The 26,946-nt window shown below is 69.2% G+C and carries 21 protein-coding genes, 1 tRNA gene and 1 pseudogene; 15 read left to right on the top strand and 8 right to left on the bottom strand.

Going from position 1 to position 26,946, the window contains the following annotated elements; genetic code table 11:
- Positions 1-105 precede the first annotated feature (105 nt).
- A complete protein-coding gene (locus tag H4W31_RS05085) occupies positions 106-2,646 on the bottom strand; it encodes an ABC transporter permease (protein ID WP_192765579.1) in 2,541 nt (846 codons plus the stop codon).
- Positions 2,643-3,428, bottom strand: coding sequence for an ABC transporter ATP-binding protein (locus H4W31_RS05080; protein WP_192765578.1), 786 nt, complete (start codon positions 3,426-3,428; stop codon positions 2,643-2,645). The genes H4W31_RS05085 and H4W31_RS05080 overlap by 4 nt, the downstream gene beginning before the upstream one ends.
- A gap of 109 nt (positions 3,429-3,537) precedes the next feature.
- Here H4W31_RS05080 and H4W31_RS05075 point away from each other — a divergent pair, with 109 nt between their 5' ends.
- The 3 genes from H4W31_RS05075 to H4W31_RS05065 all read left to right on the top strand — a co-directional run bounded on the left by H4W31_RS05075 (position 3,538) and on the right by H4W31_RS05065 (position 6,668).
- A complete protein-coding gene (locus tag H4W31_RS05075) occupies positions 3,538-4,857 on the top strand; it encodes a sensor histidine kinase (protein WP_192765577.1) in 1,320 nt (439 codons plus the stop codon).
- On the top strand, positions 4,854-5,495 hold the full coding sequence (locus H4W31_RS05070; RefSeq protein ID WP_404825562.1) for a response regulator: 642 nt from the start codon (positions 4,854-4,856) through the stop codon (positions 5,493-5,495). Before H4W31_RS05075 ends, H4W31_RS05070 begins: the two co-directional genes overlap by 4 nt.
- A gap of 186 nt (positions 5,496-5,681) precedes the next feature.
- A complete protein-coding gene (locus tag H4W31_RS05065; protein WP_318783032.1) occupies positions 5,682-6,668 on the top strand; it encodes an NAD(P)/FAD-dependent oxidoreductase in 987 nt (328 codons plus the stop codon).
- 146 nt (positions 6,669-6,814) lie between these two features.
- Here H4W31_RS05065 and pyrE read toward each other — a convergent pair whose 3' ends face one another.
- Entirely contained in the window at positions 6,815-7,339 is a 525-nt protein-coding gene (gene pyrE, locus H4W31_RS05060) for an orotate phosphoribosyltransferase (RefSeq protein WP_192765575.1), read from the bottom strand.
- Between the two features lie 288 nt (positions 7,340-7,627).
- Here pyrE and H4W31_RS05055 point away from each other — a divergent pair, with 288 nt between their 5' ends.
- The 4 genes from H4W31_RS05055 (at position 7,628) to H4W31_RS05040 (ending at position 10,113) form a co-directional block, all read left to right on the top strand.
- Positions 7,628-8,155, top strand: a complete 528-nt coding sequence (locus H4W31_RS05055; RefSeq protein ID WP_192765574.1) for a DUF6244 family protein — start codon at positions 7,628-7,630, stop codon at positions 8,153-8,155.
- Positions 8,156-8,364: 209 nt separating this feature from the next.
- The gene (locus H4W31_RS05050) at positions 8,365-8,751 is read left to right on the top strand and encodes a CdiA C-terminal domain-containing protein (protein WP_225945397.1); all 387 of its coding nucleotides are present in this window, start codon (positions 8,365-8,367) and stop codon (positions 8,749-8,751) included.
- 15 nt (positions 8,752-8,766) lie between these two features.
- On the top strand, positions 8,767-9,219 hold the full coding sequence (locus tag H4W31_RS05045; RefSeq protein ID WP_192765572.1) for a SitI3 family protein: 453 nt from the start codon (positions 8,767-8,769) through the stop codon (positions 9,217-9,219).
- Positions 9,220-10,037: 818 nt separating this feature from the next.
- A tRNA-Arg gene (locus tag H4W31_RS05040) sits at positions 10,038-10,113 on the top strand.
- Positions 10,114-10,454: 341 nt separating this feature from the next.
- Here H4W31_RS05040 and H4W31_RS42505 read toward each other — a convergent pair.
- Positions 10,455-10,850: a hypothetical protein gene (locus H4W31_RS42505; RefSeq protein ID WP_225945396.1), complete on the bottom strand. Its 396-nt coding sequence runs from the start codon at positions 10,848-10,850 to the stop codon at positions 10,455-10,457.
- The gene (locus H4W31_RS42500) at positions 10,843-11,541 is read right to left on the bottom strand and encodes an epoxide hydrolase family protein (RefSeq protein WP_264084061.1); all 699 of its coding nucleotides are present in this window, start codon (positions 11,539-11,541) and stop codon (positions 10,843-10,845) included. Before H4W31_RS42500 ends, H4W31_RS42505 begins: the two co-directional genes overlap by 8 nt.
- A gap of 161 nt (positions 11,542-11,702) precedes the next feature.
- Here H4W31_RS42500 and H4W31_RS05030 point away from each other — a divergent pair, with 161 nt between their 5' ends.
- Positions 11,703-12,668 (top strand): LysR family transcriptional regulator, encoded by a 966-nt coding sequence (locus H4W31_RS05030; protein ID WP_225945395.1) that lies wholly within the window; start codon positions 11,703-11,705, stop codon positions 12,666-12,668.
- Positions 12,669-13,181: 513 nt separating this feature from the next.
- On the opposite strand, the gene H4W31_RS43640 is transcribed toward H4W31_RS05030, so the two are convergent.
- Positions 13,182-13,307 carry a hypothetical protein gene (locus H4W31_RS43640; protein WP_264084060.1) on the bottom strand — a complete coding sequence of 42 codons (126 nt, stop codon included), beginning with the start codon at positions 13,305-13,307 and terminating at the stop codon, positions 13,182-13,184.
- A 280-nt stretch (positions 13,308-13,587) separates the two neighbouring features.
- On the opposite strand from H4W31_RS43640, the gene H4W31_RS05025 reads away from it, so the two are divergent.
- Positions 13,588-15,180 (top strand): FAD-dependent monooxygenase, encoded by a 1,593-nt coding sequence (locus H4W31_RS05025; protein ID WP_192765571.1) that lies wholly within the window; start codon positions 13,588-13,590, stop codon positions 15,178-15,180.
- A 197-nt stretch (positions 15,181-15,377) separates the two neighbouring features.
- Here the strand turns inward: H4W31_RS05025 and H4W31_RS05020 are convergent.
- A pseudogene (locus tag H4W31_RS05020) lies at positions 15,378-15,918 on the bottom strand (TetR/AcrR family transcriptional regulator).
- A gap of 172 nt (positions 15,919-16,090) precedes the next feature.
- Between H4W31_RS05020 and H4W31_RS05015 the strand changes: the two are divergent.
- The 4 genes from H4W31_RS05015 (at position 16,091) to H4W31_RS05000 (ending at position 20,007) form a co-directional block, all read left to right on the top strand.
- Entirely contained in the window at positions 16,091-16,954 is an 864-nt protein-coding gene (locus tag H4W31_RS05015) for an SDR family oxidoreductase (protein WP_192765570.1), read from the top strand.
- 66 nt (positions 16,955-17,020) lie between these two features.
- The gene (locus H4W31_RS05010; RefSeq protein ID WP_192765569.1) at positions 17,021-17,743 is read left to right on the top strand and encodes a GNAT family N-acetyltransferase; all 723 of its coding nucleotides are present in this window, start codon (positions 17,021-17,023) and stop codon (positions 17,741-17,743) included.
- Positions 17,744-17,791: 48 nt separating this feature from the next.
- A complete protein-coding gene (locus tag H4W31_RS44675; RefSeq protein WP_404825692.1) occupies positions 17,792-18,016 on the top strand; it encodes a DUF3224 domain-containing protein in 225 nt (74 codons plus the stop codon).
- A gap of 134 nt (positions 18,017-18,150) precedes the next feature.
- A complete protein-coding gene (locus tag H4W31_RS05000; RefSeq protein WP_192765568.1) occupies positions 18,151-20,007 on the top strand; it encodes a CocE/NonD family hydrolase in 1,857 nt (618 codons plus the stop codon).
- Between the two features lie 935 nt (positions 20,008-20,942).
- Here H4W31_RS05000 and H4W31_RS04995 read toward each other — a convergent pair.
- On the bottom strand, positions 20,943-24,113 hold the full coding sequence (locus H4W31_RS04995) for a BTAD domain-containing putative transcriptional regulator (protein ID WP_192765567.1): 3,171 nt from the start codon (positions 24,111-24,113) through the stop codon (positions 20,943-20,945).
- Between the two features lie 128 nt (positions 24,114-24,241).
- On the opposite strand from H4W31_RS04995, the gene H4W31_RS04990 reads away from it, so the two are divergent.
- Complete coding sequence (locus H4W31_RS04990; RefSeq protein ID WP_192765566.1) at positions 24,242-25,003, top strand: SDR family oxidoreductase; 762 nt, start codon at positions 24,242-24,244, stop codon at positions 25,001-25,003.
- 230 nt (positions 25,004-25,233) lie between these two features.
- Entirely contained in the window at positions 25,234-26,685 is a 1,452-nt protein-coding gene (locus tag H4W31_RS04985) for a carboxylesterase/lipase family protein (protein ID WP_192765565.1), read from the top strand.
- Positions 26,686-26,946 lie beyond the last annotated feature (261 nt).

Raw genomic sequence — 26,946 nt, 5'->3', positions numbered from 1 at the left:
CGAGCGCACGCTGCCCCCTCCGCGACCCTGTGACGCGTCATGATTCCACGCCGGTCGGACACCCGGGGCGCGCGACCCCGACGACGCCCCGGGTGAGCGCTGCTCCTACTCGTACGCCAGCGCGCGCAGCACGTCGAGCCGGGCGGCCCGGATCGCCGGCAGTACGGCGGCGACCACCCCGATCACCCCGCCGGCCAGCAGGTAGGCGGCGATGAAGCCCCAGGGCAGCGCGAGTCGGTCGACGCCCTCGTCCGCCAGGGCACGGACCACGGCCGCGCCGATGCCCGCGCCGACCACCACGCCGAGCAGGGCACCGAACGTCGAGATGATCACAGCCTCCACGGTCACCATCCGGATCACCTGCCGCCGGCTGAGCCCGATCGCCCGGAGCAGCCCCAGTTCCCGGGTCCGTTCCAGCCCGGACAGGGCGAGGGTGTTCACGATTCCCAGTACGGCGATCACCATCGCCAGCGCCAGCAGCGCCTGCACCATCAGCAGGATCGAGTCGAAGCCCCGGGTCGCCAGGTCCATCACGCCGGCCGGGTCCGTCACGGCGATCTCCGGGTTGTCGGCCAGCAGTGCGGCGATCTCACGCCGGACGTCGGCCTCGGCCGCCTCCGGGGCCAGTCGCACGTACGCCTCCGACGGCTGCTGTACGCGCAGATCGCCGACCACCGAATCGGACAGGTACCAACCGCTGCTCCAGTCACCGGCGTAGGTGCCGGCCACCGTCATGTCCCGGCTGCGTCCGCTGCCGAACTCGACGTGTACGACGGAGCCGATCCGCAGTCCCCGCCGGTTCGCGGTCTCCACGTCCACCAGAAGCTGGTCCGGGCCGAGCGAGAACGAGCCGGCCACCGGCGTCACCGCGACCATCGACGGCAGCGCCGGTACGTTGTCGATCGCCGTGACGTTGGCAACGTCGCCGTCGACCACCGCGCCGTCCTGGTACCTGCCGACCACCGCCAGTACGCCCGGCATGGCCCGGATCCGGTCCAACACCGCCCGGTCGAACGTCGGGGGCCGCTCGGTGCTCTCGATCCAGGTGATTACGAGATCCGCGTGGATCTGCTCGGGTGCGGTGGCCTTGAGGCTGACGGTGGCGGACGTCAGGACGATGTTCAGGCCGGTGACCAGGGCGATTCCGACCATGAGCGCGGCCGCGGTGCTGGCGATCCGGCGCGGGTTGCGGCGAGAGTTGAGCCGACCCAGCCGGCCGGGTACCGACCAGGAGAAGAGCCGGCCGATCAGGCCCACGGTCGGGCGGGCGACGGCGGGGGTGAGCAGGGCCGCCCCGACGAGACCCGCCAGCACGCCGCCGAGTACCGGCCCCACGGGTATCTCGTCCGCGCCGCCGACCAGGGCGTACCCCAGCAGCGCGACCCCGGCCACGCCGATGACCACGCCGGCCACGGTCAGCCGGGTGAGCGGGCGGTCCGGCGTGGCCGCCTCCTGCAACGCGGCCACCGGCGGGATCCGCGCCGCCCGGACCGCCGGCAGCAGAGCCGCCAGTACCGTCACCAGCAGGCCGACGGTGAACGCGGCGTACGCGGCGGCGGCCGGCAGGCCGAACCCGGCCACGTCCAGCGCACCCCCGCCGACACGGTTGACCACCCGGGCCAGCAGTGTGCCGGCGCCGGCGCCGAGGACCAGCCCGAGCGCCGAGGCGACCAGACCGATCAGCGCCGCCTCGCCCAGCACCGACCCGATCACCTGACGGCGGCTGGCGCCGAGCGCCCGCAGCAGGGCCAGTTCCCGGGTCCGCTGGGCGATGATGATCGAGAACGTGTTGAGGATCAGGAAGACGCCGACGAACAGCCCGACTCCGGCGAACCCGAGCAGGATGTCGTTGAGGAAGCCGAGATCCGCCTCGGCGGCGGCAGCCTGCTCCCGGCGCAGCTCGGCGCTCGTACGTACCTCGTAGTCGGCGCCGAGGGTGGCGCGCAACCCGTCCCGCAACGCCACCGGGTCCACCCCCGCCGCCACCCGTACGTCGACCGCGGAGAAGACGCCGGGCCGACCCAGCATCAGTTGGGCCGCCACCGACTCGTGGAAGGCGATCTCGTGCGCGCCGCCGAGGCTGTCCCGCCCCTGGTCGCCGTACTCCAGGATGCCGACCACGGTGAACTGGCGTCCGGGCGCGAGCGTCAGCACCCCGGCCCGGTCACCGAGGCCCAGGTCGGCACGGTCGGCCAACGCCGCGCTGATTGCGATCTCGTCGCCGTTCGCCGGCCCGCGACCGGTGCGCAGCCGGGTCAGGCCGGTCTCGCCGACCCAGTTGGTGCCCAACCGGGGCCGACCGAAGGTGGTGACCACCTTGCCGTCCGAGCCGATCATCCGGGCGCCGTCCTCGCTCACCAGCCCGGTGGCCCCGGCGGCACCGGGCAGCGCGGCGACCCGGTCGACCAACCCGGCCGGTACGGTCACCGTCGCGGGCGCCTCCGACTCGGTACGCGGCGGCGTGGCCCGGACCCGTACGCCGGTGTCGGCGTACACGTCGGCGTACATGGTGTCGAAGGATCGGCCGAGGGTGTCGGTGAGGACGAAGGCGCCGGAGACGAACATGACGCCGAGTACGACGGCCAGGCCGGACAGAATCAGCCGCAGTCTGCGGGACAGGATGCCTCGGAGGGTGGCCCGGATCACGGGGTGGCCCCGGTGCCGGTGTGCCGGACGACGTCGAGGCCCTTGAGCCGGTCGAGGACGGCCTCGGAGCTGGGTTGGCGCATCTCGTCGACGACGTGGCCATCGGCGAGGAAGACGACCCGGTCGGCGTAACTGGCGGCGTTCGGATCATGGGTGACCAGGACGATGGTCTGGCCGAAGTCGCGTACCGAGTCGCGCAGGAAGCCGAGAATCTCGGTACCGGCGCGGGAGTCCAGGTTGCCGGTGGGTTCGTCGGCGAAAATGACCTCGGGTCTGGCGACGAGGGCACGGGCGCAGGCGACACGCTGCTGTTGGCCGCCGGACAGTTGGTGGGGACGATGACGGAGCCGGTCGCCCAGGCCGACCGTGCCGACGACGGTGTCGTACCACTGTTTGTCGGGTTTTCGGCCGGCGATGGCCAGGGGCAGCAGGATGTTCTCCTCGGCGGTGAGGGTGGGCAGGAGGTTGAACTGCTGGAAGATGAAGCCGACACTGTCCCGGCGTAGCCGGGTGAGGCCCGCGTCGGAGAGGCCGGTGACCTCGGTGTCGCCGATGTGGACCCGACCCCGGCTGACCGAGTCGAGTCCGGCCAGGCAGTGCATGAGGGTGGACTTGCCGGAGCCGGACGGGCCCATGACAGCGGTGAACCGGCCCCGTTCGAGTTCGACGCTGACCCCGTGTAGGGCGACGACCTGAGCCTCGCCCGCGCCGTACACCTTCCACACGTCCGTTGCGCGGGCCGCGACCGGCGCCGTCGATGCCGTCGTGGGCGTTGTCGTCATGCGCCCAGCCAACCGGGTGTGCAGGTCGAGCACATTGGCGCACGGTGGAGTCCGTGGGGTATATCCAGCACTACCGTGCCGCCGGTCGGGCGCCGGTACCGTGACAGGTATGCAGGTCCGGACCGCCCTGGAGGCGCTCACGATGCGCCCCGGCCGGTTCCTGCGCAGCGTCTGGCCCTGGCGATCGGCCGCCTACCTGGTCGGTGGCGCCCTGGTCGGGTGCGTCACGCTCGGCCCCGCCGCGTTGCTCGTTCTCGAGGGTCCCACCCCGTCCGCGCTCCTGGCCGGGCTGGCCGTCGCGCTGCTGGTGCTCGTGGGCGGCGTCGGGCTCGCCGGGCTGGAACGTCGGCGGCTACGCCTCGTTGACCGCGACCCGATCGACGACCCGCACCGGCGGTTCGACGGTCGGAACTGGCGGCAGCGGCTGGTGGTCCGGCTGCGCGAGGACGTCACTCGACGGGAAATCGGGTACGCCGTCATCTCCAGCACCCTGTTGGGCTGGATGGACGCGGTCATACTGCTCTGCGTGGTATGGGCCCCGGTGACGTTCCTGCTGGGTCCGGTCCGTGAACCCGGGAGGGCGGGCTGGCAGCAGTTCACCGTGGCGGTGACGGGGGCGGCGCTGCTCGCCTGCGCGCCGTACCCGCTGACCGCCTGGGCCGGTGCGCGCGCCGCCATGGCCCGGGCCATCCTCGGCCCGCGAGCCACTGACGACCTCGGCGAGCGGCTGGTCGAGGTGACCCGGTCGCGGGCCCGGCTGGTGGACGCGTTCGAGATCGAGCGGCGCAGAATCGAGCGGGACCTGCACGACGGCGCCCAGCAGCGGCTGGTGGCGCTCACCATGCAGCTCGGCCTCGCCCGGCTGGAGGTGGCACCCGACTCACCGGTCGACGAGCCGCTGGCGAAGGCGCACGACCTGGCGAAGCAGGCGCTCACCGAGCTGCGGGAACTGATCCGTGGCGTACATCCTCAGGTGCTCACCGGCCGGGGCCTTGCGGCGGCGGTCCAGGACGTCGCCGGTCGTTCCCCGGTGCCGGTCGACGTCGACATCCGGCTGGCCCGGCGCCTTCCGACCTCGATCGAGGTGACCGCGTACTTCGTGGTCGTGGAGGCACTGGCGAACGTCGCCAAGCACAGCGGGGCTACCCGGGCGGCGGTGACGGCATCGTTGGTCGACGGCCGGCTGGTACTGCGGATCCGTGACGACGGCGTCGGCGGGGCTGATCCGGCCGCCGGCACCGGTCTCGCCGGCCTGGTGGACCGGGTCGCGGCCGTCGACGGAACGGTGGCCCTGTCCAGCCCGGCCGGCGGTCCGACCGTGTTGCAGGTCGAGTTCGCCGACGATCCGCGTGGCGAGTGGTCGGTGCGGGACGGATCTGTGCTGGGTGGAGCTGTGCGGGAGGGGTTGCCATCGACGGCCGGCGGGTGATCGTGGCCGAGGACGACGTCCTCATCCGGGAGGGGATCACCGGCCTGCTCAACCGGTTCGGCCACCGCGTCGTCGCCGCGGTGGGAGACGCCGAGGCGCTCGTCGACGCCGTACTGGAGCACACGCCGGACGTCGTCGTGACCGACGTACGCATGCCGCCGACCTTGACCGACGAAGGGCTCCAGGCCGCGATCCGACTCCGGCGTGCCGACCCCGGCCTGCCGATCCTCGTCCTCAGCCAGTACGTCGAGCAGACGTACGCGGCGGAGCTGCTGGAGACGGCCCGGCCCGGTACGGCCGGCATCGGCTACCTGTTGAAGGACCGCATCGGTGACGTCGTCGAGTTCGTCGAGGCGCTGGACCGGGTGGCGTCCGGACACACGGTGGTCGACCCGGAGGTCGTCCGGCAGATGCTCGTCCGGCGCCGCGATCCGCTGGCCCGGCTCACGCCCCGGGAACGGGAGGTGCTCGGCCTGATGGCGGAGGGCCGGTCCAACGCGGCGATCGCCCGGACGCTCGTGGTGACCGAGGCAGCCGTCGCGAAGCACATCGGCAGCCTGCTTGCGAAGCTGGACCTGCCGCCGGACGAGGACGACCACCGCCGGGTACGGGCGGTCCTGGCCTACCTGAAAGGCTGATCCGGTTGGGTGGGAAGTGCGGGGTGTCCGGTCCTGGGTGAGCGCAGTGCGCCATCTCCATAGCAGTATTGCCCCAGCTCCTCGGGCCGAGTCGATTGCTGCTGCTCAGGAATGGATCACGCCATGTCTCGCTCCCAGTTCGCTCAGTCTGGCGGTGGCGCCACTTCGGAGGAAACGGTCATCGTGGTGGGCGCAGGCATCGTCGGCGCCTCGGTGGCCTATCACGCCGCCCGGGCCGGTGCCGTCGTGACCCTCGTCGACGCCGGGCGGCCGGGCGCCGGTGTGACGGCAGGCTCGTTCGCCTGGATCGGAGCGTCCGGCGTACGTACCGGTCCAGCCGCCGCGCTGCGGGCGACCGCGACACAGGAGTACCGCCGGCTCGAGGCCGAACTCCCGGGACTTCCGGTGACCTGGTCCGGCTCTCTGTCCTGGGGTGCGGCGGACGGCGCGCCGCAGGCGGGGCCCGGACAGAAGATTGTGAACGCGGCCACCGTGGCGACGCTCGAGCCCACCCTGCGGCAGCCCCCGGAGTGGGCCGTCTGGGCACCCGGTGACGGCTCCGTCGACCCGGTGGGCGTGACCGAGCGACTGGTCGCCGGTGCCTGCGCCCACGGCGCCCGGCTCCATCCGGACACCCCGGTCACCGCGGTCCGCCGGAACACCGCGGGTCGGGTTGTCGGGGTCGAGACGGCCGCAGGACCCCTCTCCGGTGCGACTGTGGTGCTCGCGGCAGGGGTGGCCACGGCCGCACTGGCCGCGCCGCTCGGCATACACGTCCCGGTCGACCCGTCGCCGGCGACGCTCTTCCAGTTCCGCGCTCCGGCCGGTCTGGTCCGCACCGTGGTCAACAACCCGGACTTCGATCTCCGGCAGGTCGCCGAGGACCGGCTACTCGCCGCCGCAGACTCGCCCGATCGGACCCTCGCCGCCGTCCGGTCCACTTTCCGCGGCGCCGCGAACGTCGAACTGCTCAGCACCCGGGTCGGCATACGCCCCATGCCGGTCGACGGCGAGCCGATCGTCGGCCCTGTCGCCCCGGTGCCCGGCCTCTACGTGGCGGTGCTGCACTCCGCAGTCACCCTCGCCCCAGCCGTGGGCCGCCTGGTCGCGCGGGAACTGGTCGACGGCGCCGTCGAGCCGATGCTGGCGGGCTGCCGTCTCGACCGCTTCTAGACGGGGCTGACAGGCTGTATCCGTCTGGCTCGGCAATGAAGACGCCGAGCCCTGCGCCAACTGGGTCAAGAGCTGAGGCAGGCGTCGTTTTGCCGCGTCCCGCGCGGCCATCCGGTTCTGCCGCTGGTCGAGCGGCACCAGAGCTGTCACGCCATCAGGGAGGCTTCCAGGTCGCGGCGGGTGAGAGCGGCGCGGAGACGCAGCGCCTCGGCCGCCAGAATCTCCCGACCGCCCTGCTCGCGGTCGATGGCGCAGACCACCGTCTCCACCTGGGCGCCGATGGACCGTAGCTGACCGCACGACGTCAGCAGGGCACCTCCGGTCGTCACGACGTCCTCGATCACTACGACCCGCCGACCGTTCACAGGGCCGCCCTCGGCCGTCTTGTTGGTGCCGTACTCCTTGGCTTGCTTACGAACGAAGACTGTGGGTAACCCCGTCAGCTGTGACATCACCGTGGCGAGCGGGATACCGCCCATCTCCATCCCGGCCAGCACGTCGCACTCCGGCAGCAAGGCCACCATCGCCTCGGCGACCTCGCGCAACAGATCCGGCTGTCCCTCGAACAGGTACTTGTCGAAGTACTCCTCGCTGACCTGCCCAGATCGGAGACGGAACCGTCCGGTCAGATGGCAGGTGTCATAGACACGGCGCGCGAGCGGGTAAGTCACACTCTCAGCCTCCCATCTCGCCTGGATCGAGCAGGTATCCCGCGCTCGGCGGTGCTCCTCAGGATCGTCAAATGGGAGCCGTCACGCTTCGTCTCGTCCTTCCAGACTTCGCTAGCCCAGCCGGCCGCCACAGTGGTAGCTGGGTCCACTGCGTCACGCCTTCGGCGACCAGCCAGCCTTCGTCGGCTTCCGTGCTTTCGCTCTCCTATGCATGAGCTGGTGGTTTCGGGGCGTGCCCCGGTAGTTTCAGCACTCACCGACTTCAATATGAATCGAGGACCTCGACACGTGTCGAACATCGAGAAGATCATCGGTGAACTGGGTGCACTGCTCACGGGCGTTGAGCGGGCGCAAGGGCAGGCGGCCGCCGCCGAAAATCAGGCGCGGGAGGTGGCCATGCTGGCCGCTGGTTCCGGCTTCGTCACCGTAGCGGCGGGTATGGCCCGAGTGCGGGACGCGATCACGGGAATCCAGGGCCGGCTGGGCGAGCTCGCCGGATTGATAGGTGAGGCGTCGAAGGCGACTGCGGCCGTCCCGCAGGGGGCATCCCCGGAGAACACGATCGCGGGGCTGACGCCCGTGCAGAGCACGGTTGACGGGGCTCGGGACGCGGTGGCCGGGACCATGGCTCAGGTCGCCGAGGCGCAGCAACTCGTCACCTTGACTTTGCAGGGTGGGCAGCCCGGACCGATGCTGTCGGTGCTGGAAGGCATCAAACAGGTCCTGGCGCAGGTGGCTCAGCGGACCGGTACCGCCCGGCAGTTCGTCGACAGGACGATCGCTGAAGCACGGCAGCTGGGGGCATCGGGAAACTGATCGGGGCTGGCGGTTCGATGCCGGCCAGCCCTACCCCTGCCGTCACCGCTGATCCGGCCTCTTCGGTCCCTGCCAGGGACGACGCCGTTTCCGCTGAAGACGGCAGAGAGACGTCGTGGTCCAGACGCCCCACCGGGGTCCCCGATGGGTCACCGACCGGACGGCGAACCAGGATCCCGCCGAAGGAAGACGATGAGGTACGGCGTTCGTTGGAGCTGGAGAACGAGTGCGCCGATATCGTTGCCGGCAAGGGCTACCGGGTCCACCAAAACCCCACCAAGGCAGAGATCGCCGGTGCTCGGCGCAACACCGGCGACACCGGCAACCCGGGGAAGACACCTGATTATCTGATCGAAGGGCACGTCTTTGATTGCTACGCTCCCACTTCCTCCAAGCCTGTTCGGGGTGTCTGGAAGGCGGTCTCGGAGAAGGTCGACAGGGGTCAGACCCAGCGCGTGGCGCTGAATCTCGAGGACTGGCGCGGCGACCTCCGCGCCCTGCAAAAGCAGTTCGACGACTGGCCTGTCGACGGGTTAAAGGAACTGGTGGCGGTCACTCGGAGCGGTGCGGTCGTGCAGATCGTTAAACCCGACTGAGAGAAGGATATGGACATGTCTATTGATTACCGACTGACCTTGGCGGGTGACATCTCCCTGGAACAGATAGCGGAACTGGTCGCCCCGGATGCTACCGAAACGTCGACTATGTCCGGCAAGGGAATGCTCACCGCGCCCCTCTACGAGGAGTACGGATACGTTGTCGACATCACCTCTGGCGGCCACGGCTACTACGACGCCGAAGACGACGACGGCTCCCAGTGGATATGGGAACCGGACACCTACGTCGACATCAACTTCCACATGAGCAAAGACGACCTGACCGACAAAGGGACCCCCAACATGTTGGCGGCCGTGGCCCGGGTGCTGACTGAACGGGCAGAGGACGCGGCGCTCGTCCTGAACGGCAACTGGCTATTGCTGACGCGTGTCGGAGGGGCGCTGCGCAAACACAGGACGACGTGGTGGAGCCACCATGACGTCGACAACGCCATCATTCGCCAATGAGCTCACCCCTGGAACAACCCACGACGCCGCATGTAGCGAGAAGGGACGAACCGGCAGGATCACACTGGGATTGATCATGCGGCTGCCTACAGGCGCGCGGCGACGAACCTGAGAGCCTCTACGGCTCCTCGTTGAGAAAGTCCAGCAGGTCCGGCCCACCCCTTGGCGCGTCGACAGCACGGACCGGCGCGGCTCGAACCCTCCCGGCCCGCACCTGCCCAGCAGGTCATACGCGGGTCCGGTGCAGGGGTGGCAGCGGCGAGTTGCCCTGCCGTGTCGTTGACCAGGCTGTTCTGACGCTCCCAAACCCACCCTCCGCCTGCGGTCGAACAATAGGTCCACTTCGGTTGACCGACGGTTGGTGTGGTGAGTGTGATGCCGTCCTCCGTGTACACCGCTGCGCGCGTTGTCGGGTAACTCATCGTGTTGCTTTGAAGGCGATCTGCCCGGGCCGCGCCGGAGCGTATGTCGGAACCGCCCGCGTCGGTGCGCTGGACGCCATCCAGGTCTCTGACTCGTGGACCTGCTTCGGCTCGCCGCCGATGAATGGTCGGCGCGGAGCCGCCAGGCGTTCTGGCTCGCGGTCCGCTCACCGTCTCGGTATCGATGATCTTCGCGCGTGTGCGCGGTGTGCGCTCCGGCGCGGTGATCAACGGTGAGTCACGTTGATGGCTCATGTTCGCCGGTGACGGTCGGCCGGCGAAGCCCTGGTCGCGTGCGGTCGATGTGTGATCCGCTGGTGGCGGTGCCAGCGCTGACCACCCCGGTGGCTCCCTGCGGTACGCTGACAGCCGCCGCCAGCTAGCCTGGATCATGACGCCCTCGTAGCTCAGGGGATAGAGCATCGGTTTCCTAAACCGTGTGTCGCAGGTTCGAATCCTGCCGGGGGCACCAGCATGAGGCCCTGACCAGCAGAAAGTCAGTCGGGGCCTCGACGTTTATCTATGCGATTTTGAATCGCCCCCGAAAACTCCCAGTAACACCCTGGGGCGATCGGATTATGGCCGGCCCGCCGGGGGTTCGGCCGCCCTCCCCGCGCGCCTATCCGGTCTGACGTGAGTCGTGGTCGCGACGTGTGGGCTCCGTGCTCGATCAGCTTCCAGCGTCCGCTCGTGCCGAGTTGAGTGCGGTATGCAGCTGCGTGGAAGGGGCGGCATCCACAGGTAGCTTCTCGAGCGATTTATGTGGTAGCCGGAAGCGGGAGCCGGGCCGGGATGACCCGGCTCCCTTGCTGATCAGCACGGGCGAAGCGACGTGAAGAATTGCGTCAGTTCGGCGGCGAGCAGGTCCGGTTTCTCCAGCGGCATGAAGTGTCCGCCCCTACCTGGGCTGCTCCAGTGCCGGATATCGGTGCAGGCGCGTTCGGCGATCTCGCGGGGGAAGTTGGCGTGCGAGGGTTCGGTGCTCACCGTGAACGCGGCGGGCACGGTGATGTGGGGTCGTGGGCTGTTGTGGTGGAAGTCGAAGTACTGCCGGAACGACGAGCCGATGGAGCCGCTGGTCCGGTACAGGGTGATGATCGCGAGCAGGGTGTCCCGGTCGAAACGGCTCTCCAGGTCCCCGTGGTTGTCACTCCAGTCTCGGTACTTGTCGACGAGCCAGGCGGCCAGCCAGGCTGGAGAGTCATTCAACGCTGCGGCGATGGTGTCCGCCGGGTCCCATGATGGCGCTGTAGCCGCCATCGGTCTGGTCGTACGCCGCTTCGGCATCGAGATATGCCTGCTCGGCCGGTGACGTCGGGTGGGAGTCGAAGCTGGCCGGGATCGGTGGGTGGATCATGTGAATGCCGACTACCTGCTCGGGGCGCAGCGCGCCCAGCCAACCGGTGACCACGCCGCCGACATCGCCACCGAAGGCGCCGTAGCGCTGGTAGCCAAGCACGTCGGTCATCAACAGGTGCAGCGTCTGCGCCATCGATGCTCGGGTGAGCGGGCCCTTCGGCAGCTCCGAGTGGAGGAAGCCCGGCAGCATGGGAACCACCACGTCGAACGCGTCGGCGGGGTCGTTCCCATACTTCGCGGGGTTGGTTAGGCGATCGACCAGCGGCAGCATCTCCACGAAGCTGCTGGGCCAGCCGTGGCTCAGGATCAGCGGCAGCGGTGCGGGTGCATCGGCCGGACGCGCGCCGGGCACGCGAAGGAAGTGCATGCGCCGGCCGCCGATCTGGGCCTGGTAATGCGGCAATGCGTTGAGTTCGGCCTCGCGAGCCCGCCAGTCGAACCCGTCGACCCAGTAGGACACCAGGTATCGCAGGTAGTCGGGGTCCGCGCCGGCCTGCCACGGCTGATCGCCGCTGCAGTCCGTAAAGCGGGTTCGGGCCAATCGGGCCCGCAGGTCGTCGAGTACCTCGTCGGATACGTCGATGCGGAACGGGGAGAAGGTCGTTGTTCCTCCCGTTGAGCGGGCGCAACCATGACGCCATCTGGGTACTCCGCGAAAGCCGACCGATAATCTGCGGTGCTAAGATCAATAATCTGGTTGTTATGGAGGTCGGGGTTCGGGTGGAGCTTCGCGACATCGAGATTTTTTTGACGCTCGCCGAGGAGTTGCACTTCGGGCGTACCGCGCAGCGGCTGCATGTGTCGCAGGCGAGGGTGAGTCAGGCGATCAAGGCGCAGGAGCGCCGCATCGGCGCCGCGTTGTTCGATCGTACGAGCCGGGCGGTGACGCTGACCTCGGTCGGCAAGCAGCTGCGCGACGATCTGCGGGCCGGCTATGACGCGATCCAGAAGGGTCTCGCGGCGGCGTCGGAGTCGGCGCGGGGTGTCAGCGGTACCGTCCGGTTGGGTGTGATGGGGGCGGTTGGTCACGAGATCCGCGATGTCATCGATCTGTTCCGTAGCCGCCATCCCGGCTGCGAGGTGGCGCTGCGCGAGATCCATTTCAGTGATCCGTTCGCGGCCTTGCGGGCTGGGGAGCTGGATCTGGCCTTGCTGTGGCGGCCGGTGCGGGAGCCGGATCTTGTCGAGGGGCCGGTGCTGCTGACCGAGGCGCGGGTGCTGGCCGTGTGGACCGGGCATGAGCTTGCCAACCGGGCGTCGGTGTCGATGGAGGACTTTGGCGGGCGGGTGTTCGTCGATCTCGGTCCAAACGTTCCGGACTATTGGGTCGAGGCGATGGTGCCCGCGAGGACACCCAGCGGCCGGCCGATCCCGCACGCCCCTCTCGTCACGACGTTTCACGAAATACTGACCCAGGTGGCTGCCGGCGAGTGCCTCAGCCCGCTGAACGAGCACGTGTTGCAGTACTACTCACACCCGGGTGTGGTGTTCGTACCCGTCCATGACGCGCCCGTCACCGAGTGGGTCCTGCTGTCGCGTAAGGACGGGGCCTCGCCACGGGTGCAGAGCTTCGTCGCGACGGCCGCGCAACTCGGTCCACGCGCCTTCGGTAAACCCAGGTGGGCGTCTTCTGCGCTGCCGCCATTGGCTTCGGTCGTGGAAACGTGACCGCGGTTGCTCGTCCCATCGGTATGACGACTTGGCGCGCATTCGAGTGACCTCCTTCGAGGCCTCGAAACTCGCTTTGTCGTGACCCGCCTTCTTCTCGCATGGGTTTCGATTTCCAGCGTGGGTGCAGCGTTGACATCTATCGATGACCTTGCGTAGTGACGGCGTTCTGCGCGCCCACCGCGATCTTCCGGTGCGGCGGGTGGGGCCGCCTGTGGCCGGCAGGCAGACGCGGGCCGTGGAGGCTACGACGTACACCAGGGCCGAGTAGGCACCCTCTCGACCGACCTTTCCCGACGGGACCGTCGACCGGGTGTGCCTGCTCGGCCCGGCGTCCGCGCATGGGGACCTGCCGGCCGAGCTCAGCGAGATCGGCCTGGCCCAGCTCGCGCTCTACCTGATGTACGACCGGAAGGAGTCCACCTTCGAGGCGTACGGTCCAGGGTGCTCAGCCCTGCCTACTGAGCCGGCCCGGCACCGTCAGCCGACCCGGCCTGCCCGCCGCAAGACACTTCAAGGGCTCCGGCCGTACCAACCCAGATCGACGCCGACCTTGAACCCGAAGTGCTCGGCGAACCACGCCGCGCTCGCGGCCGGGTCCTGCGCCGCGAGCGCCAATCCGATCAGTGTGAACTGCATGTGCCGCCCCCCACGAGGAATGGATTCGGGCCCGCGGCCCACGGCGTGCGGGCCCGTTTGACGCTTTCATGATCCCTGCGGGTGTGGACGTCGATCAACGGCAAAGAGCGCAAGCACCGATAACCACGCGGTTATGGCCAGCACGTGCTGCTTCCGGCCCTTCAATCTATTAGCGGGGGGTTATGCCATGTTGCGGGGACTGTCGTTGATCTTCGGGCGATCCGCGCGGCAGACTGGTCGCTGACCAGCCAGGCTGGAACCTGCGGAAGTGGAGTAACGAATGCGTGTTGTCGACGATGAGGTCGCGCTGGAAATCGACGAAGGACCGCGACGTGAGCCGCGAGTAACGGGCGCCGACGTGATCATTGTCGGCGCCGGACCGACCGGCCTCATGCTGGCCAATGAACTGCGCCTGGCCGGAGTGCGACCACTGGTACTGGAGCGGCAGCCGCAGCGCCGAGACACTCCGAAGGCCGGTGGTCTCGGCGGTCAGATCCTCGAGTTGCTGCGCTACCGAGGCTTGCTGGAACGATTCGAAGCAGCCTGCACCGGGCCCGTCCCGGCGCCCCGATTCCCGTTCGGCGGTGTGCATCTGGACTTCACCCAGCTGGCGGACCCCCCGCTGCACGCCCTGCCGCTGCCGCAACCGCGGCTTGAGCTGCTGCTCGACGAACGTGCCGAGGAACTCGGTGTCGACATCCGCCGCGGACACGAGGTGATCGGGGTGAGCCAGGACGACGCCGCGGTGACCGTGGACGTGCGGGGCCCGGACGGGCCGTACCGGGTGATCGCCCGCTACCTCGTGGGTTGCGACGGCGCGCGCAGCCGGGTCCGTGACTGGGCTGGCATTCCGTTCCCGGGCACCACCTATCCGGAGGTCAACCGGCTGGCCCAGGTCACCTTGCCCGACGCGGTGACCGTGCTCGGCAACGGCGATCTCGATGTCCCCGAGTTCGGCACGATCCGCGCGGGTTTCACCCGGACCGATCATGGTCTCCTCGGCGTCGGCTCATCGCCCGCCTCCAAAGCGATCTCGCTCTACACCATCGAAGACGAGAGCACCGAATACGACGACGACATACCGATGACTCTGTCCGAACTCCAGGACAGCATCCGCCGCGTGCTCGGCGTGAATCTGCCCGTGGGAGAACCGATTCGGTTGTCGCGGTTCACCTTCAAGGCTCAGCAGGCCGAGCGATACCGTGACGGGCGGATCCTCCTGGCCGGTGATGCGGCGCACCTGTTCCCCGCCACCGGTGTGGCACTCAACGCCGGCATGCTCGACGCGGTCAACCTGGCCTGGAAGCTGGCCGCCGACATCCACGGCCACGCGCCGGCCGGCCTGCTGGACACCTACCACGACGAACGCCGCCTCGCCAGCACCCGCACCATGCTGCACACCCGGGCCCAGGTGGCACTGCGGCGCGGGCACGACCCGGCCGCCGAAGCGCTCCGGGAAGTCTTCCAGGAACTACTCGCCGACGAGCAGCCGCTACGCCGGATGGGAGCGCTCGTCGCCGGCACCGACATCCGCTACCCGATGCCCGGCCCCCACCACCATGCGTTGGCCGGAACCTTCACCCCCAACCTCATCCTGCACACCGACCAGGGCATCACCAGCATCGCGGAACTCATGCGCACCGCACGGCCCATCCTCCTCGACCTCGCCGACCGCCCAGACCTCCGCCAGACCGTCCAAGACTGGCAGCATCGCGTCGACATCCACACCGCCAAAACCGATCAGCGACCAGCCGACGCCCTGCTGATCCGCCCGGACGGCCACATCGCCTGGGCCGCAACCAACGATGAACCCACCGACACCGCCGCGCCCGCACTGCGAGAAGCACTCACCGACTGGTTCGGCACACCCTGAAACGACAACCAGATCACCCGGGCTTTCCACCATCCGCACATCTCAAGCAACGTGTCGAGGCGGTGGCCAATCAAGAGGGACTGTCGACCAACGGCTGGTTGGTCCGTGTGGTCAGCGCGGCGCTCGTCGGTGACACCGGTGGGGGTTGGCGGTCGCGGCGGGAGAACGTTCCTCGTTGCCCACGTGAACGCCGAGGCCTACGGTTCCCGTGGCCGGAGTCCGCCCAGTGCGGTTTCCACCACTTGGCCGGCGTATTCGGGGGTCAGGGGGCCGGTGCGTTGCAGCCACCGGTTGAGGATGGGGCCGAACAGCAGGTCGACGGCCACGTCGAGGTTGGCGTCTTCGGCCAGTTGGGCGGCGCGCAGGCGTTCCTTCTTCAGCTCTCGCATCGACTCATCCAACCGTTTCGCGTAGTCGGCGGCCAGAGCGGGGTCATGGACGATCTCGGTGTGCCGCGCGCATGGGCAGGTCGTAGCGCGGGTCGTTCAGTTCCGCGACGGTGGTCCGCAGGACCAGCTTCAGATCAGTTTCCAGGTCGCCGGTGTCGGGTAGGCCCGCAGTCGCACCATCCTGCCCATCGCCGGCGAGCGGGAGGAAGGCGTCGAAGAGCAGGGAGCCCTTCGACGGCCACCAGCGGTAGATCATCTGTTTGCCGACTCCAGCCGCAGCGGCGATGCCCTCGATGGTGAGCTTCGCGTAGCCCATCTCGCCCACGAGGTCGAGGGCGGCGGCGAGGATCGCTCGCCGCGAGGCCTGGCTGCGACGGTTGGGATCGGGGCGGCCTTCATCGACACGGGCTCAATCTAGCAAGAACGAGACGAGACGCTTCGTCTTGACGGACTGCCCTATCGAGGTACTCTGTCGTCTACAACGAGACGGACCGGTTCGTCTCATAAAGGAGAGAGATTTCATGACTACCTCGGATGCCACGACGTCGCAGGTCTCCCGGGTCTGGTTCATCACGGGAGCCAGCCGTGGTCTCGGCCGCGCGTTCACCGAGGCTGCGCTCGCCGTCGGTGACCGGGTCGTCGGCGCGGCCCGCGACGTCGCGCCGCTCGATGACCTCGCTGCCCGGTACCCAGACCGCCTGCTGGCACTACGCCTCGATGTCACCGACCGTGCGGCGGTCTTCGCGGCGGTCGACGAGGCGGTCGCGCGTTTCGGACGACTCGACATCGTGGTGAACAACGCCGGTGCGCTGTTCGCCGGGATGGTGGAGGAGTTCACCGAAGCCGAGGCCCGCGCTCAACTGGACCTCAACTTCTTCGGTGCGCTCTGGGTCAGCCAGGCCGTACTGCCCCAGTTGCGGGGCCAGGGCGGCGGGCACATCGTGCAGATCTCCAGCATCGGTGCGCTCGGCGGCTTCCCCAGCACCGGGCTCTACAGCGCCAGCAAGTTCGCGCTGGAGGGCATGAGCGAGGCACTTGCCGCCGAGGCTGCCGGGTTCGGTGTCAAGGTCACCATCGTCCAACCGGGTGGCTACTGGACCGATCTCTACACCAGCAGCACGGCGACCAACCCGGACCCGGTCTACGACTCGCTGCGTGCGGAACTGGAGAAGCAGTGGGCGGAAGGCTCGATCGACAGCGAGCCACGGCTGGCCGCCGAGGCCGTGATGACGCTTGTCGCCAGCGACGACCCGCCACTGCGGCTGTTGCTGGGCAGCATGGTCTACGACCTCGCCTTCGACATCTCCCGGCAGCGCATGGACACCTGGGCCGGCTGGGAACAGGTGAGCCGAGCCGCGGAAAAGGCTGTTCCGGCCCCGCACTGACCCGTTCGCATCGGCATTCCCTGATGACCATAGGTACCGATCACCGAAGGACAAGAAGGAATCGCCTTGGCAAACACGATCACCATCCACGCGCTGTCCTCGATGCCGGCCGAGCACATTCGGCCCTGGCGCACCGTCCTGGCCGCGTCGCTGGCGCACGACCTGCTCGGCCAGCCGCTGCCCACGCTGGAGCAGGTGCACACCCCGGGCACCACGACGGGTTTGGACAGCCGCCGACTGTTCTGGCGGGCCGCCGAACCCGACGGCACGGTCAACGGTGTCGCCGCGCTGCGGCTGTTCACCCCCCAGGGACAGGAGACTCTGGCCGAGATGGAGCTGCACGTCCACCTTGACCGGCGCCGCCGTGACGTCGGCTCGCGACTGCTGGCACAGGCCGTCCTCGCCGCCCGGGTGGAGAACCGGCGCAGCCTGATAATCAGTGTCGCCGACATCGGACCAGGGATCGCCTTCTGTGCCGTACGGGACTTCCAACGGGTCCTGACCCTGCGGCACCTGCTGATCGGTTCGTCCGAGGTGGACGAGACTGGGGCCGCCACCGACCGCCCTCACCCACGCCGACGTGATGGACATCGTCCTGCTCGCCCGCAGCGCCGAGGTCCTGTCGCCCGACCAGCGCGAGTAACACGCCGCCGGCCTGATCCTGGCCTACACGGTGAGCGGGATCGAAACCGAACAGGACCGCCTACAAGCCGCAGGCGCCGACATCACCACGCCGTCGATCTCGTCGAGCGTCCCCCTACGACGAGCCGGCCGAAGGCCCGAAGCTGACCAGGTCATGATCCGCGAGACCTACCGAGGCGCGTTGGTGGGCACCGGATCGCCGAGGTACTCACCGCGCAGGGCGCCACAGGCGCCGGCTATGTCGCCTCCGAACGCATCCACGCAATGCTGGGCGGTCGGCAGGGCACACTCGTGATCCAACACGGCGGTCTGGCCGACGGCGACGACCAGAGCACGATCGGCACCGTGCTCCGCACTCGGGCACGGCGGGCCTCGCCGGGCTGTCCGGTCACGCCACTGAGGCCCGTCAGGGTGTCTTGACCCTCACCTGGACTTTCGACAAGCCCTGACTCGAGTTCGACAACCAGGTCAAGGTCTACGCCCGCACGTGGCTCGACGACATCGTCATCCGCCGCGCGGCTGCCTGATCTCCGACCCAACAAAGAGGGGTACACATGTCAACCTCGAAACGGCGAGGTGTCTTCGCCGCGGTCGCACTCGCGACCGTGCTCGTGGTCGCCGGTGCTCCCGCCGCGTCCGCGACGGCGAAGCCGGCGATCGAAGTCTCCGGCGGGTTGACGCAGCCCGTTTTCTCCTACCAGGACGCCATCCGCGAGCACGTCCGGGTGCAGTCACCGGTCGACAGTGACGGCGACGGCAGAAAGGACCTGGTCCGGGTGGACATCATCCGACCGAAAGAGACGAACTTCGGGCTCAAGGTCCCGGTGATCATGCACGAAAGCCCGTATTACGACGCACCGGGTGTCGGTTTCGAGCTGGACCACAAGACCTACGACGCGGACGGGAACCTGACGAAGTTCCCGCTGTTCTACGACAACTACTTCGTGCCGCGCGGCTACGCGTTTGTGTCCGTCGACATGATCGGCACCAGGTTGTCGGACGGCTGCCCGACCTCAGGCGGTCGGTCCGACGTGCTGGGCGGCAAGGCGGTCATCGACTGGCTGAACGGCCGGGCGACGGCCCTCGACGACAAGGGCAACCCGGTGAGAGCCACCTGGACCACCGGGCGTACCGGGATGATCGGCCACTCCGGTGAGGGAGCGCTCGCCATCGGGGTCGCCGGCACCGGGGTGCGAGGGCTGGCGACGATCGTGCCGCTCGCGGCGCCGAGCAACTGGTACGGGTTGTGGCGCGCGAACGGCACCCTCACGGATACCAAGGGCGGGCAGGAGTGGCTGGCCACAATGGTCGACGAGGATCCGGACGAGAAATGCGCGGCGGTGCACCAGCGCATGACCGCCGGCTCGGACGATGCCACTGGCAACTACAACGCCTACTGGCACGAGCTCGACTACCGGACCGGGCCGGTGTCAAACGCACGCAACGTGCGCGCCAGTGTCTTCCCAGTGGTGGGACTGCAGGACCGGAACGTGATGGCCGACCAGTTCTCCACGTGGTGGGCCGGGCTGCCCCGCGATGTGCAACGCAAGGTGTGGGTGACACAGTACGGGCACCTCGACCCGTTCTGGGCCCGCCGCGACGCGTGGGTCAACACGCTGCACAAGTGGTTCGACCACGAACTGATGGGCGTCCCGAACGACATCATGCGGCAGCCGCGCGCCGACGTACAACTCGGCCCGGACCGCTGGACCACCCAGGCCGACTGGCCGGCGCCGTCGCGGACGGTGACCCTGCGACCGCAGCATGACGGCTCACTAGTCCGGACGCCATCGACCGGCACCGGCAGCTACCACGACACCCTGCAGACCGAGGCCGCGATGGCCGGCGACCCCGGCACAACCAACCCCAACCGGCTGGCATACCTGACTTCACCGCTGCGGAACGCAACGCGGCTGTCCGGGACGCCGTCGGTGAGCCTGCGGGTAACGCTGGACAAGCCGACCGCCAACCTGGGCGTCATGCTCGTCGACTACGGCCAAGACACCCGCATCCACGGCGCCGACCCCATGGGGCAGGGCCTCAAGCTCATCGACGGCGAAGACTGCGTCGGCGAGAGCACGGCCGATGACGACAGCTGCTACGTCCGGGCCGCCGACAACACCGTGACATCCGGCTTCCAGGTGGTCGCCCGAGGATTTATGGACGCGCAGAACCACACGTCGCTCCGCCACTCGACACCGCTGACGCCGGGTAGGTCGTACCAGATCACCTGGTCGATGCTGCCGCAGGACTACGAGTTCAAGGCAGGGCACCGGCTGGGCATGGTGCTGACCGGAACCAACGACGACATCACCGACGCCGAAACCGGCACCGGGACCAAGGTCACCGTCGACCTGGCCGGTACCTCGATCTCGCTGCCGCTGGTCACCGGTACGCCCAGCGGGAAATAGCACGATCGATCTATGCGTACGGTCGCGGCCAGCGTGGTCGCCGACCCTACGCATGACGTCTCAGGCGTCCCGAGTTCACCAGGCCATCATCGACGCCGACCGCAGGCCTTGGTGATGCCGGCTTTGTGCCGTTGTTCTCCGAGAAGGCCACCGCGTGGCCGTACAGCCACCGACCAGCCCGGCCGGTAGCCGAACGTGCTACTGCTTGACCGTGCCGAACTCGCGCGGGCCGAGACTCGGTCGTCACCTCGACGAAGCCGCGCCCGCGCTGGTGCCCCGCGTCCTTGCGCCACACCGGCACCCACTCGGTGACCGGTTGCGTCGTTGATTGGCACGAAGACAACCCCGGGACAAACCTGCGCCAGCATCCGCTCACTGACGGCACCGGGCAAGGTGCCCCCGTTTACCCCCCGAAAACCCCTCCCGAGAGTTGACTACCAGTGGCAAGCGACGATCGGCGCGCGACGATGTTTGTGCAGCTCAACACCAAGATGTGACCACCGATGACAAGTCCGGGAGGGTGACGGTTGGTAACCGTGTGTCGCAGGTTCGAATCCTGCCGGGGGCACCTCGAAGATCAGCCAAAACAGCAGCCGACCAGCGGATGTAGCTCTCCGTCGTTTGGTCGCCGTATGCGGTGGAGTGCTGCCGGTAGCCGCCGTTTGTCGCCACCCACGGACTATTCACGAATTGATCTTGGCGATGTTTGCCCAGTTCAGTGGCTGTCGCCGCCAAGATCCGGACTGGCGTCCTGTGCCAGGAGACTACTCATCCGAGCCTCGCAACGCGTCCTCGATCCGCTGGTTGTGGCTGTCCGAGCGGGGTGGCTGATAAAGCCGGCCGCCGCCATGCCTACTATTTGGCTGACAAGCCGGACAGGGCTTCGAGCCGCCCGATTACCTGTGCGGGACGGTGTGCCCGCGCTGACGGCAACGTCAGATTTGGAGACTGGGTGCGTCCGCTGGCGGTCGGCTGACGAGCGACACCGCGGCGTCACGGGACAGCGCGCTACCTCGCGCGAAGGCCGCGGCGTGTGCCTGGACGCCAACCAGGTTCCGGGCGCTCTCGCTGAGCCCGATGAAGTCGGCCGTCCGCGGTGAATCTGTTCCGCGGAGCGCGACACTGGCGCCTAGGAGTAGCGCCGCTCGCCCACCGTCGCCGTGTAGCAGCGCGATGCCGGCCGCCACCTCGACCGCCTCCGCGACAACCGGAATGTTCGAGTGGGTGAGTGCGCTGTCGAGTGCCTCGTGTAGGTGGTGCTCCGCTTCGGCCGTGCGGCCAACGGCCTCGGCGATCCGAGCGAGTCCGAGGTGGATTTTGACCCGCTCGATGCGGTCGCCGTACCAGCCGGTGCCGCACTCGTCCAGCGCGATCTGGTAATGCCGGCGCGCCTCGGCCAGATCACCCCGCAGCCGGGCGATCTCGCCGAACCCGTGATGCGCGGTGGCCAGCTTGTCGCGTGCGCCCGCCCGGCGTACGAACTCGGCCGCGCGCTCGTAGTCGGCCTGGCCGGCGGTGAGGTCCCCGCTGCGCACCAGCCCTTCAGCGCGGCGGAACAGCAGGTCCGCCATCTCCTCCACGGCGGCGAGTTGGCCGGTGAACTCGATCGCTTCGTTGATGTACGCGTGGAACGTCGGCCAGTCGCCGCGCCAGTTGGCGAGCTGGGCGAGCGCGTCGAGCACGTTGGCAATGCCCCAGCGATCGCCGAGTGCCCGGAAGCCGGCCAGCCCGGCGGTAAGCTCTCGCTCAGCACCGGCCAGGTCGCCGCGAAACTGGCACTGGTACCCCTGCCCCAGGTGCGCCACTGCCTGGGACCACGGATCGGTGCGGATCTGCTCCTCGTGCGCGGTGCGTCTGGTGCGCGCCGGGCCGCCCACCACTGCCCAGACGACCATGGTGGCCGGCTGCCGCAGGGGCCGTTCGATGGCCGCCATGACGGATTCGGCACGATCCAGCGCGGCGGGCAGCGCCGAGCCGAGCGCGACCGCGGCTTTCGCCACGCACAGCACGTACTCCTCGTCGAGGTCGGCGGGGGGTTGCGGGCCGAGGGTGTCCAGCAGCTTCGCCGCCAGGGCAGCACCGTCGGCGCGCAGCCCGCGCAGCCACCAATACCACGTCGCGGCGGCCACGAGTCGCAGCGCCAGCACCGAATCGGCGGTGACCGCCCAGTGCAGCGCGGCGTGGATGTTGCGGTGCTCGGGCACCAGCCGGGTCAGCCACTCGATCTGCCGCGCGTCGCGCAGGTACGGTGCGGCCGTCCGGGTCAGTTCGAGGAAGTAATCCGCGTGCGCCCGACGCAGCCTGTCCTCCTCACCAGCCTCGACGAGCCGTTCGACGCCGAAGGCCCGAACTGTGTCGAGCATCCGGTACCGCCCGTTGTCGTGCTCCAGCAACGACTTGTCCACCAGGCCGACGAGTAACTCGTCCACGTCGTCTTCCGGCAGCCCACACACCCGCGCTGCCGATTCCAGCGTCGTGCCACCGGCGAAGACGGTCAGCCGTCGCGCGAGCGTACGCTCGGCCGGATCGAGCAGGTCCCAGCTCCACCCGACGACCGCCCGAAGAGTCTGGTGGCGGGGCGCGGCCGTCCGGCTACCGCGCGAGAGTAGCCGCAGCCGATCGTCCAGCCGCGTCTCGATCTCCGCCACGGTGAGCGCGCGGAGTCGCGCCGCGGCCAGTTCGATCGCCAGCGGCAACCCGTCGAGCGCCGTGCAGATGCGTGCCACGGCGTCACCGTTGGTGTCGTCGACGGCGAAGTCCGGCCGTACGGCGGCGGCGCGGTTGGCGAAGAGTCGGATCGCCGGATAACGCGGCAGCTCGGCCGGCGGGGTACCCGGCGGTGCCAGGCCCAGCTGCGGCACCTGATACAGCGCCTCGCCGGTGATGCCGAGCGACTCGCGGCTGGTGGCCAGCACCCGCAGCTCGGCGCAGGCGGCGAGCAGTTGATGCACGAGCCGGGCGACCGCGTCGATCACGTGCTCGCAGTTGTCGAACAGCAGCAGCAGTCGCTGGTCGGCGAGCGCCAAGACCAGCTGCGGGATCAGGTTGACGTTGTCCCCGGCCGGCGGGAGCAGCCCCGACTCGCGTAGGCCGAGCGCGCTGACGAGTGCCTGCGGCACCTCTGTGCCGTCGTTGAGCGTGGCCAGGTCGACGTAACAGGAGTCGCAGTCCAGCTGTCGGCACACTTCGATCGCCAGGCGGGTCTTCCCGGTGCCGCCCGGGCCGGCCAGCGTGACCAGGCGTTCGGTCCGCAGCAGCGTACCGATCGCGACGAGGTCGTCCGCCCGACCGACGAAGCTGGTCAGCTGCGCGGGTGGCGCCGTCCGCCCGGCGGCGAGCCCGACCGGCACGGTGGCGGGTGCGGGCTCGCTGCGGAGCACCGCCAGGTGCGCCGCGACCAGATCCGGCGAGGGATCCGCGCCGAGTTCGTCCGCGAGCCTGACCCGAATGTCCTGATAGACGGCCAGCGCCTCGGCCTGCCGACCCGCACCGTGCAGCGCCCGCATCAGCTGGCCTCGCGGCCGCTCGCGCAGGGGGTGCGCGGCCACCACTTCCGGTAGGAGTGCCACGACGACAGCATTGCGACCCAACGCCAGCTCTGCCTCGACGCGGTCCTCGACGGCGGCCACGCGCAGCTCCTCCAGGCGGGTGGCCTGCGGCTGCGCGAACGGCGCATCCAACGCGTCGGCGAGCGCGGGGCCCCGCCAGAGCTCGATCGCCTCCCGGAGACGGGAAGCCGCTCGCTCGTGGTCACCGACGGTCAACATTCGTTGGCCCTCGGCCATCAACCGCTCGAACCTCGCCGCATCCACCCGCTCGGCGTCGATCGCGAGCCGGTACCCGGCCGGGTGGAACTCGATCAGCTCGCCCGGACCGGCCGACCGTAACACCCGCCGCAGCCGCGACACCTGCGCCTGTAGCGCGTTCGCCGCACCCTGCGGCGGATCCTCGCCGTACAGGCCGTCGATGAGCCGCTCTGTGGTCACCACGTGGCCCGCGTTCAGTGCCAGCAGCGCGAGCAGCCCACGCAGCCGAGGCCCGCCGATCGGCGCCGAGGTTCCGTCGTTGAGCCGGACCTCCGTCGTCCCCAGAATCCCCAACCGCACGACCTCATTGTTTCACCACACCGGTGAACGCCGGAGAGCGCCGTCAGCGCTGGTCAGCCACGGTCAGCGACCCGTCAGCGCGCCCGCCGACTCTCTGTCTCGACACGCCAAGAGCTGAGGAGTTCGAGATGGCATACCTGACCGGCAAGACCGCACTCGTGACCGGCGCCTCCCGCGGGATCGGCCGGGCGATCGCCCAGCGGCTGGCGGCCGATGGTGCGCTGGTCGCCGTGCACTACGGCAGCAACGACGCCGCCGCGCGTGAGACGGTCCTGGCGATCGAGCAGGCCGGCGGGCAGGCGTTCGCCGTGCGCGCCGAGCTGGGCCGTCCCGGCGACGTGGACACGCTGTTCGCCGGGCTCACCGTGGGCCTGGGCGAGCGGCCGCTGGACATCCTGGTCAACAACGCGGCGATCGGAGCGCCCATCCCCGTCGAGAAGACCACGCCGGAGCTGTTCGAGCGGGTGTTCGCGGTGAACGTACAGGCGCCGTTCTTCATCATCCAGCGGGCGCTGCCGCTGCTCCGCGACGGCGGCCGGATCATCAACATCTCCTCGTCCGCCACCCGGATCGCGATGCCCGAGATCGCGTACGCGATGACCAAGGGCGCGGTCGACGTCCTCGGTCGGAGCCTGGCCAACACGGTGGGTGACCGTGGCATCACGGTCAACACGGTGGCGCCGGGTGTCACCGAGACCGACATGAACGCGTGGCTGCGTGACCTGCCGGAGGCCAAGGCCGGAATCGCCGGCGCGACCGCGCTGGGCCGCGTCGGGCAGCCCGAGGACATCGCCGACGTGGTGGCGTTCCTCGCCTCCGACCAGGCCCGCTGGGTCACCGGCCACCTGCTCGAGGCGACCGGCGGCATCTTCCTAGGCCCGCGTATGTAGCCCGCGACGGTTCGGACGGCGTCCCGTCTGGCGTTGCCGGATCGTCTGTGGCAATGCCGCCATCCGCACCTGTCGAACCCACCCACGGAAGATCTACGAAAGGAACGATCACGATGAAGCGCTTGCCGACCTTGGCCCTGGCTGCCGCGGCCGTCGGTCTGCTGACGGCGATGGGGGGTGCCGCCGCAGCAGCCGAGACCACTCACCGACCGACCGCATCACCCGTGGTGATGACTGACCGAGGCCCGGTCCGCGGTACGGTCGCCGCCGATCACCGCTCCTTCGAGGGCATTCCGTACGCGTCCGCGGCCCGGTTCACCTCTCCGCGGCCCGTCTCGGCGTGGACCACGGTCCGCGACGCGGCCACCGCCGGACCGGCCTGCGCGCAGGCGCGGGGCAACGAGGTCGGCGTCCCGAGCCTTGTCGAGGACTGCCTCAACCTCAACGTCTTCGACCCGACGGGCGGCGGCGCCCGGCTGCCGGTGATGGTGTGGATCCACGGCGGCAGCTTCAAGTACGGCGCGGGCAGCATGTACGACGCCGGTCGGCTCGCCGCGGCCAACCACGTCGTGGTGGTCACCATCAACTACCGTCTCGGCCTGCTGGGCTCGCTGGCGCACCCCGCGCTGGACGGCCCGCACGGCGATGTCCGCTCCGGTGACTACGGCTTGCAGGACCAGCAGGCGGCGCTGCGCTGGGTACGGGCCAACGCCCACGCGTTCGGCGGAGACCCTGCCAACGTCACACTGTTCGGCGAGTCGGCCGGCGGTTACAGCACCTGCGCGCAGCTCGCCTCACCGAGCGCGGCCGGACTGGTTCAACGGGCCGTCATCCAGAGCGCGCCCTGCGGAGTGAGCTGGGCGATGTCCCGGCAGGACGGCCGGGCACTGGCCGCCGAGGTCGCCGAGAAGCTGGGCTGCGCCACCGCGGCCGACGTCGCGAACTGCATGCGCACCGTCGACCTCGGCCCGCTGCTCAGAGTCAACGAGGAGTATGGGTTCATCCCGCCGGTGGCGGGCGGCCGGGTGCTTCCGATCGACCCGACCGAGGCGCTGAGAACCGGAAGGTTCAACCGGGTGCCGGTCATGCAGGGCACCAACCACGACGAGTACCAGCTCATGGTCGCCGGTCCGGAGGTCATCACCGGGCACGTCATGACTGCCGACGAGTACGCCCCGACCATCCGGGCCGAGTTCGGCGCGCAGGCGGACGAGGTTCTCGCCGAATACCCGCTGAGTCGCTACCCCAGCGCCGCCCAGGCGCTCGCCGCGGTCCAGACCGACCACGAGTACGCGTACGGTGCGGTGGTCACGAACACCATGCTCAGCCGGTACGTGCCCACCTACACGTACGACTTCGCCGAGCGGGACACGCCGTGGTTGACCGGGCTGCCCAAGCCCAGCTTCACGCTCGGCTCCTACCACCTACTCGACGTGGCCTACCTGTTCACAGTGGACTTCATCACGCCGCTGGACGAGACGCAGCAGCGAGTCGCCCGGGACATGAGCGCGTACTGGACCGCCTTCGCCCGTAACGGTGCGCCGAGCGCCGCCGGGTTGCCGAAGTGGTCGCCGTTCACTCGCGGCGGCCAGTACACACAATCGCTGTCGAGCGAGCGGATCGGCCGGACGAACTTCCAGGCCGACCACCACTACGCCTTCTGGGCAGAGCTCGCAGGCTGACCCGACCCGCCCCGATGTCGCCCGGTCGCCATTCGACCGGGCGACATCGCGTGAACGGCCCATCCGTAATCGGGCGCCAGCCCTGGCACGTCTGGCGGTCCGGCAAGCACCCGGCTGCGGCGATCCGTGGCGCGGTGAGCAGTGCGGTCGATTGTGATCGACTGGCCACAGTGCGGGCAGTCGCGCTGGGCGGCGGGGTTCGGGCCGGCAGGGCATCAACCTGCGCCATCACTCCGCTCGCCGACCCACACTGGGATCGGG

The organism is Plantactinospora soyae, from assembly GCF_014874095.1.
Classification (GTDB): domain Bacteria; phylum Actinomycetota; class Actinomycetes; order Mycobacteriales; family Micromonosporaceae; genus Plantactinospora; species Plantactinospora soyae.
The sequence above is the reverse complement of the archived record's forward strand: the minus strand, read 5'-3'. Positions and strand labels throughout refer to the sequence as shown.

Bases quoted from the DNA above. Each gene is read 5' to 3' on its own strand.
- H4W31_RS05080 (WP_192765578.1), bottom strand. From the start codon at position 3,428: ATGACGACAACGCCCACGACGGCATCGACGGCGCCGGTCGCGGCCCGC.
- H4W31_RS05075 (WP_192765577.1), top strand. From the start codon at position 3,538: ATGCAGGTCCGGACCGCCCTGGAGGCGCTCACGATGCGCCCCGGCCGG.
- H4W31_RS05045 (WP_192765572.1), top strand. From the start codon at position 8,767: ATGTCTATTGATTACCGACTGACCTTGGCGGGTGACATCTCCCTGGAA.
- H4W31_RS05030 (WP_225945395.1), top strand. From the start codon at position 11,703: ATGGAGGTCGGGGTTCGGGTGGAGCTTCGCGACATCGAGATTTTTTTG.
- H4W31_RS43640 (WP_264084060.1), bottom strand. From the start codon at position 13,307: ATGCAGTTCACACTGATCGGATTGGCGCTCGCGGCGCAGGACCCGGCC.
- H4W31_RS05025 (WP_192765571.1), top strand. From the start codon at position 13,588: ATGCGTGTTGTCGACGATGAGGTCGCGCTGGAAATCGACGAAGGACCG.
- H4W31_RS05015 (WP_192765570.1), top strand. From the start codon at position 16,091: ATGACTACCTCGGATGCCACGACGTCGCAGGTCTCCCGGGTCTGGTTC.
- H4W31_RS05000 (WP_192765568.1), top strand. From the start codon at position 18,151: ATGTCAACCTCGAAACGGCGAGGTGTCTTCGCCGCGGTCGCACTCGCG.
- H4W31_RS04990 (WP_192765566.1), top strand. From the start codon at position 24,242: ATGGCATACCTGACCGGCAAGACCGCACTCGTGACCGGCGCCTCCCGC.
- H4W31_RS04985 (WP_192765565.1), top strand. From the start codon at position 25,234: ATGACTGACCGAGGCCCGGTCCGCGGTACGGTCGCCGCCGATCACCGC.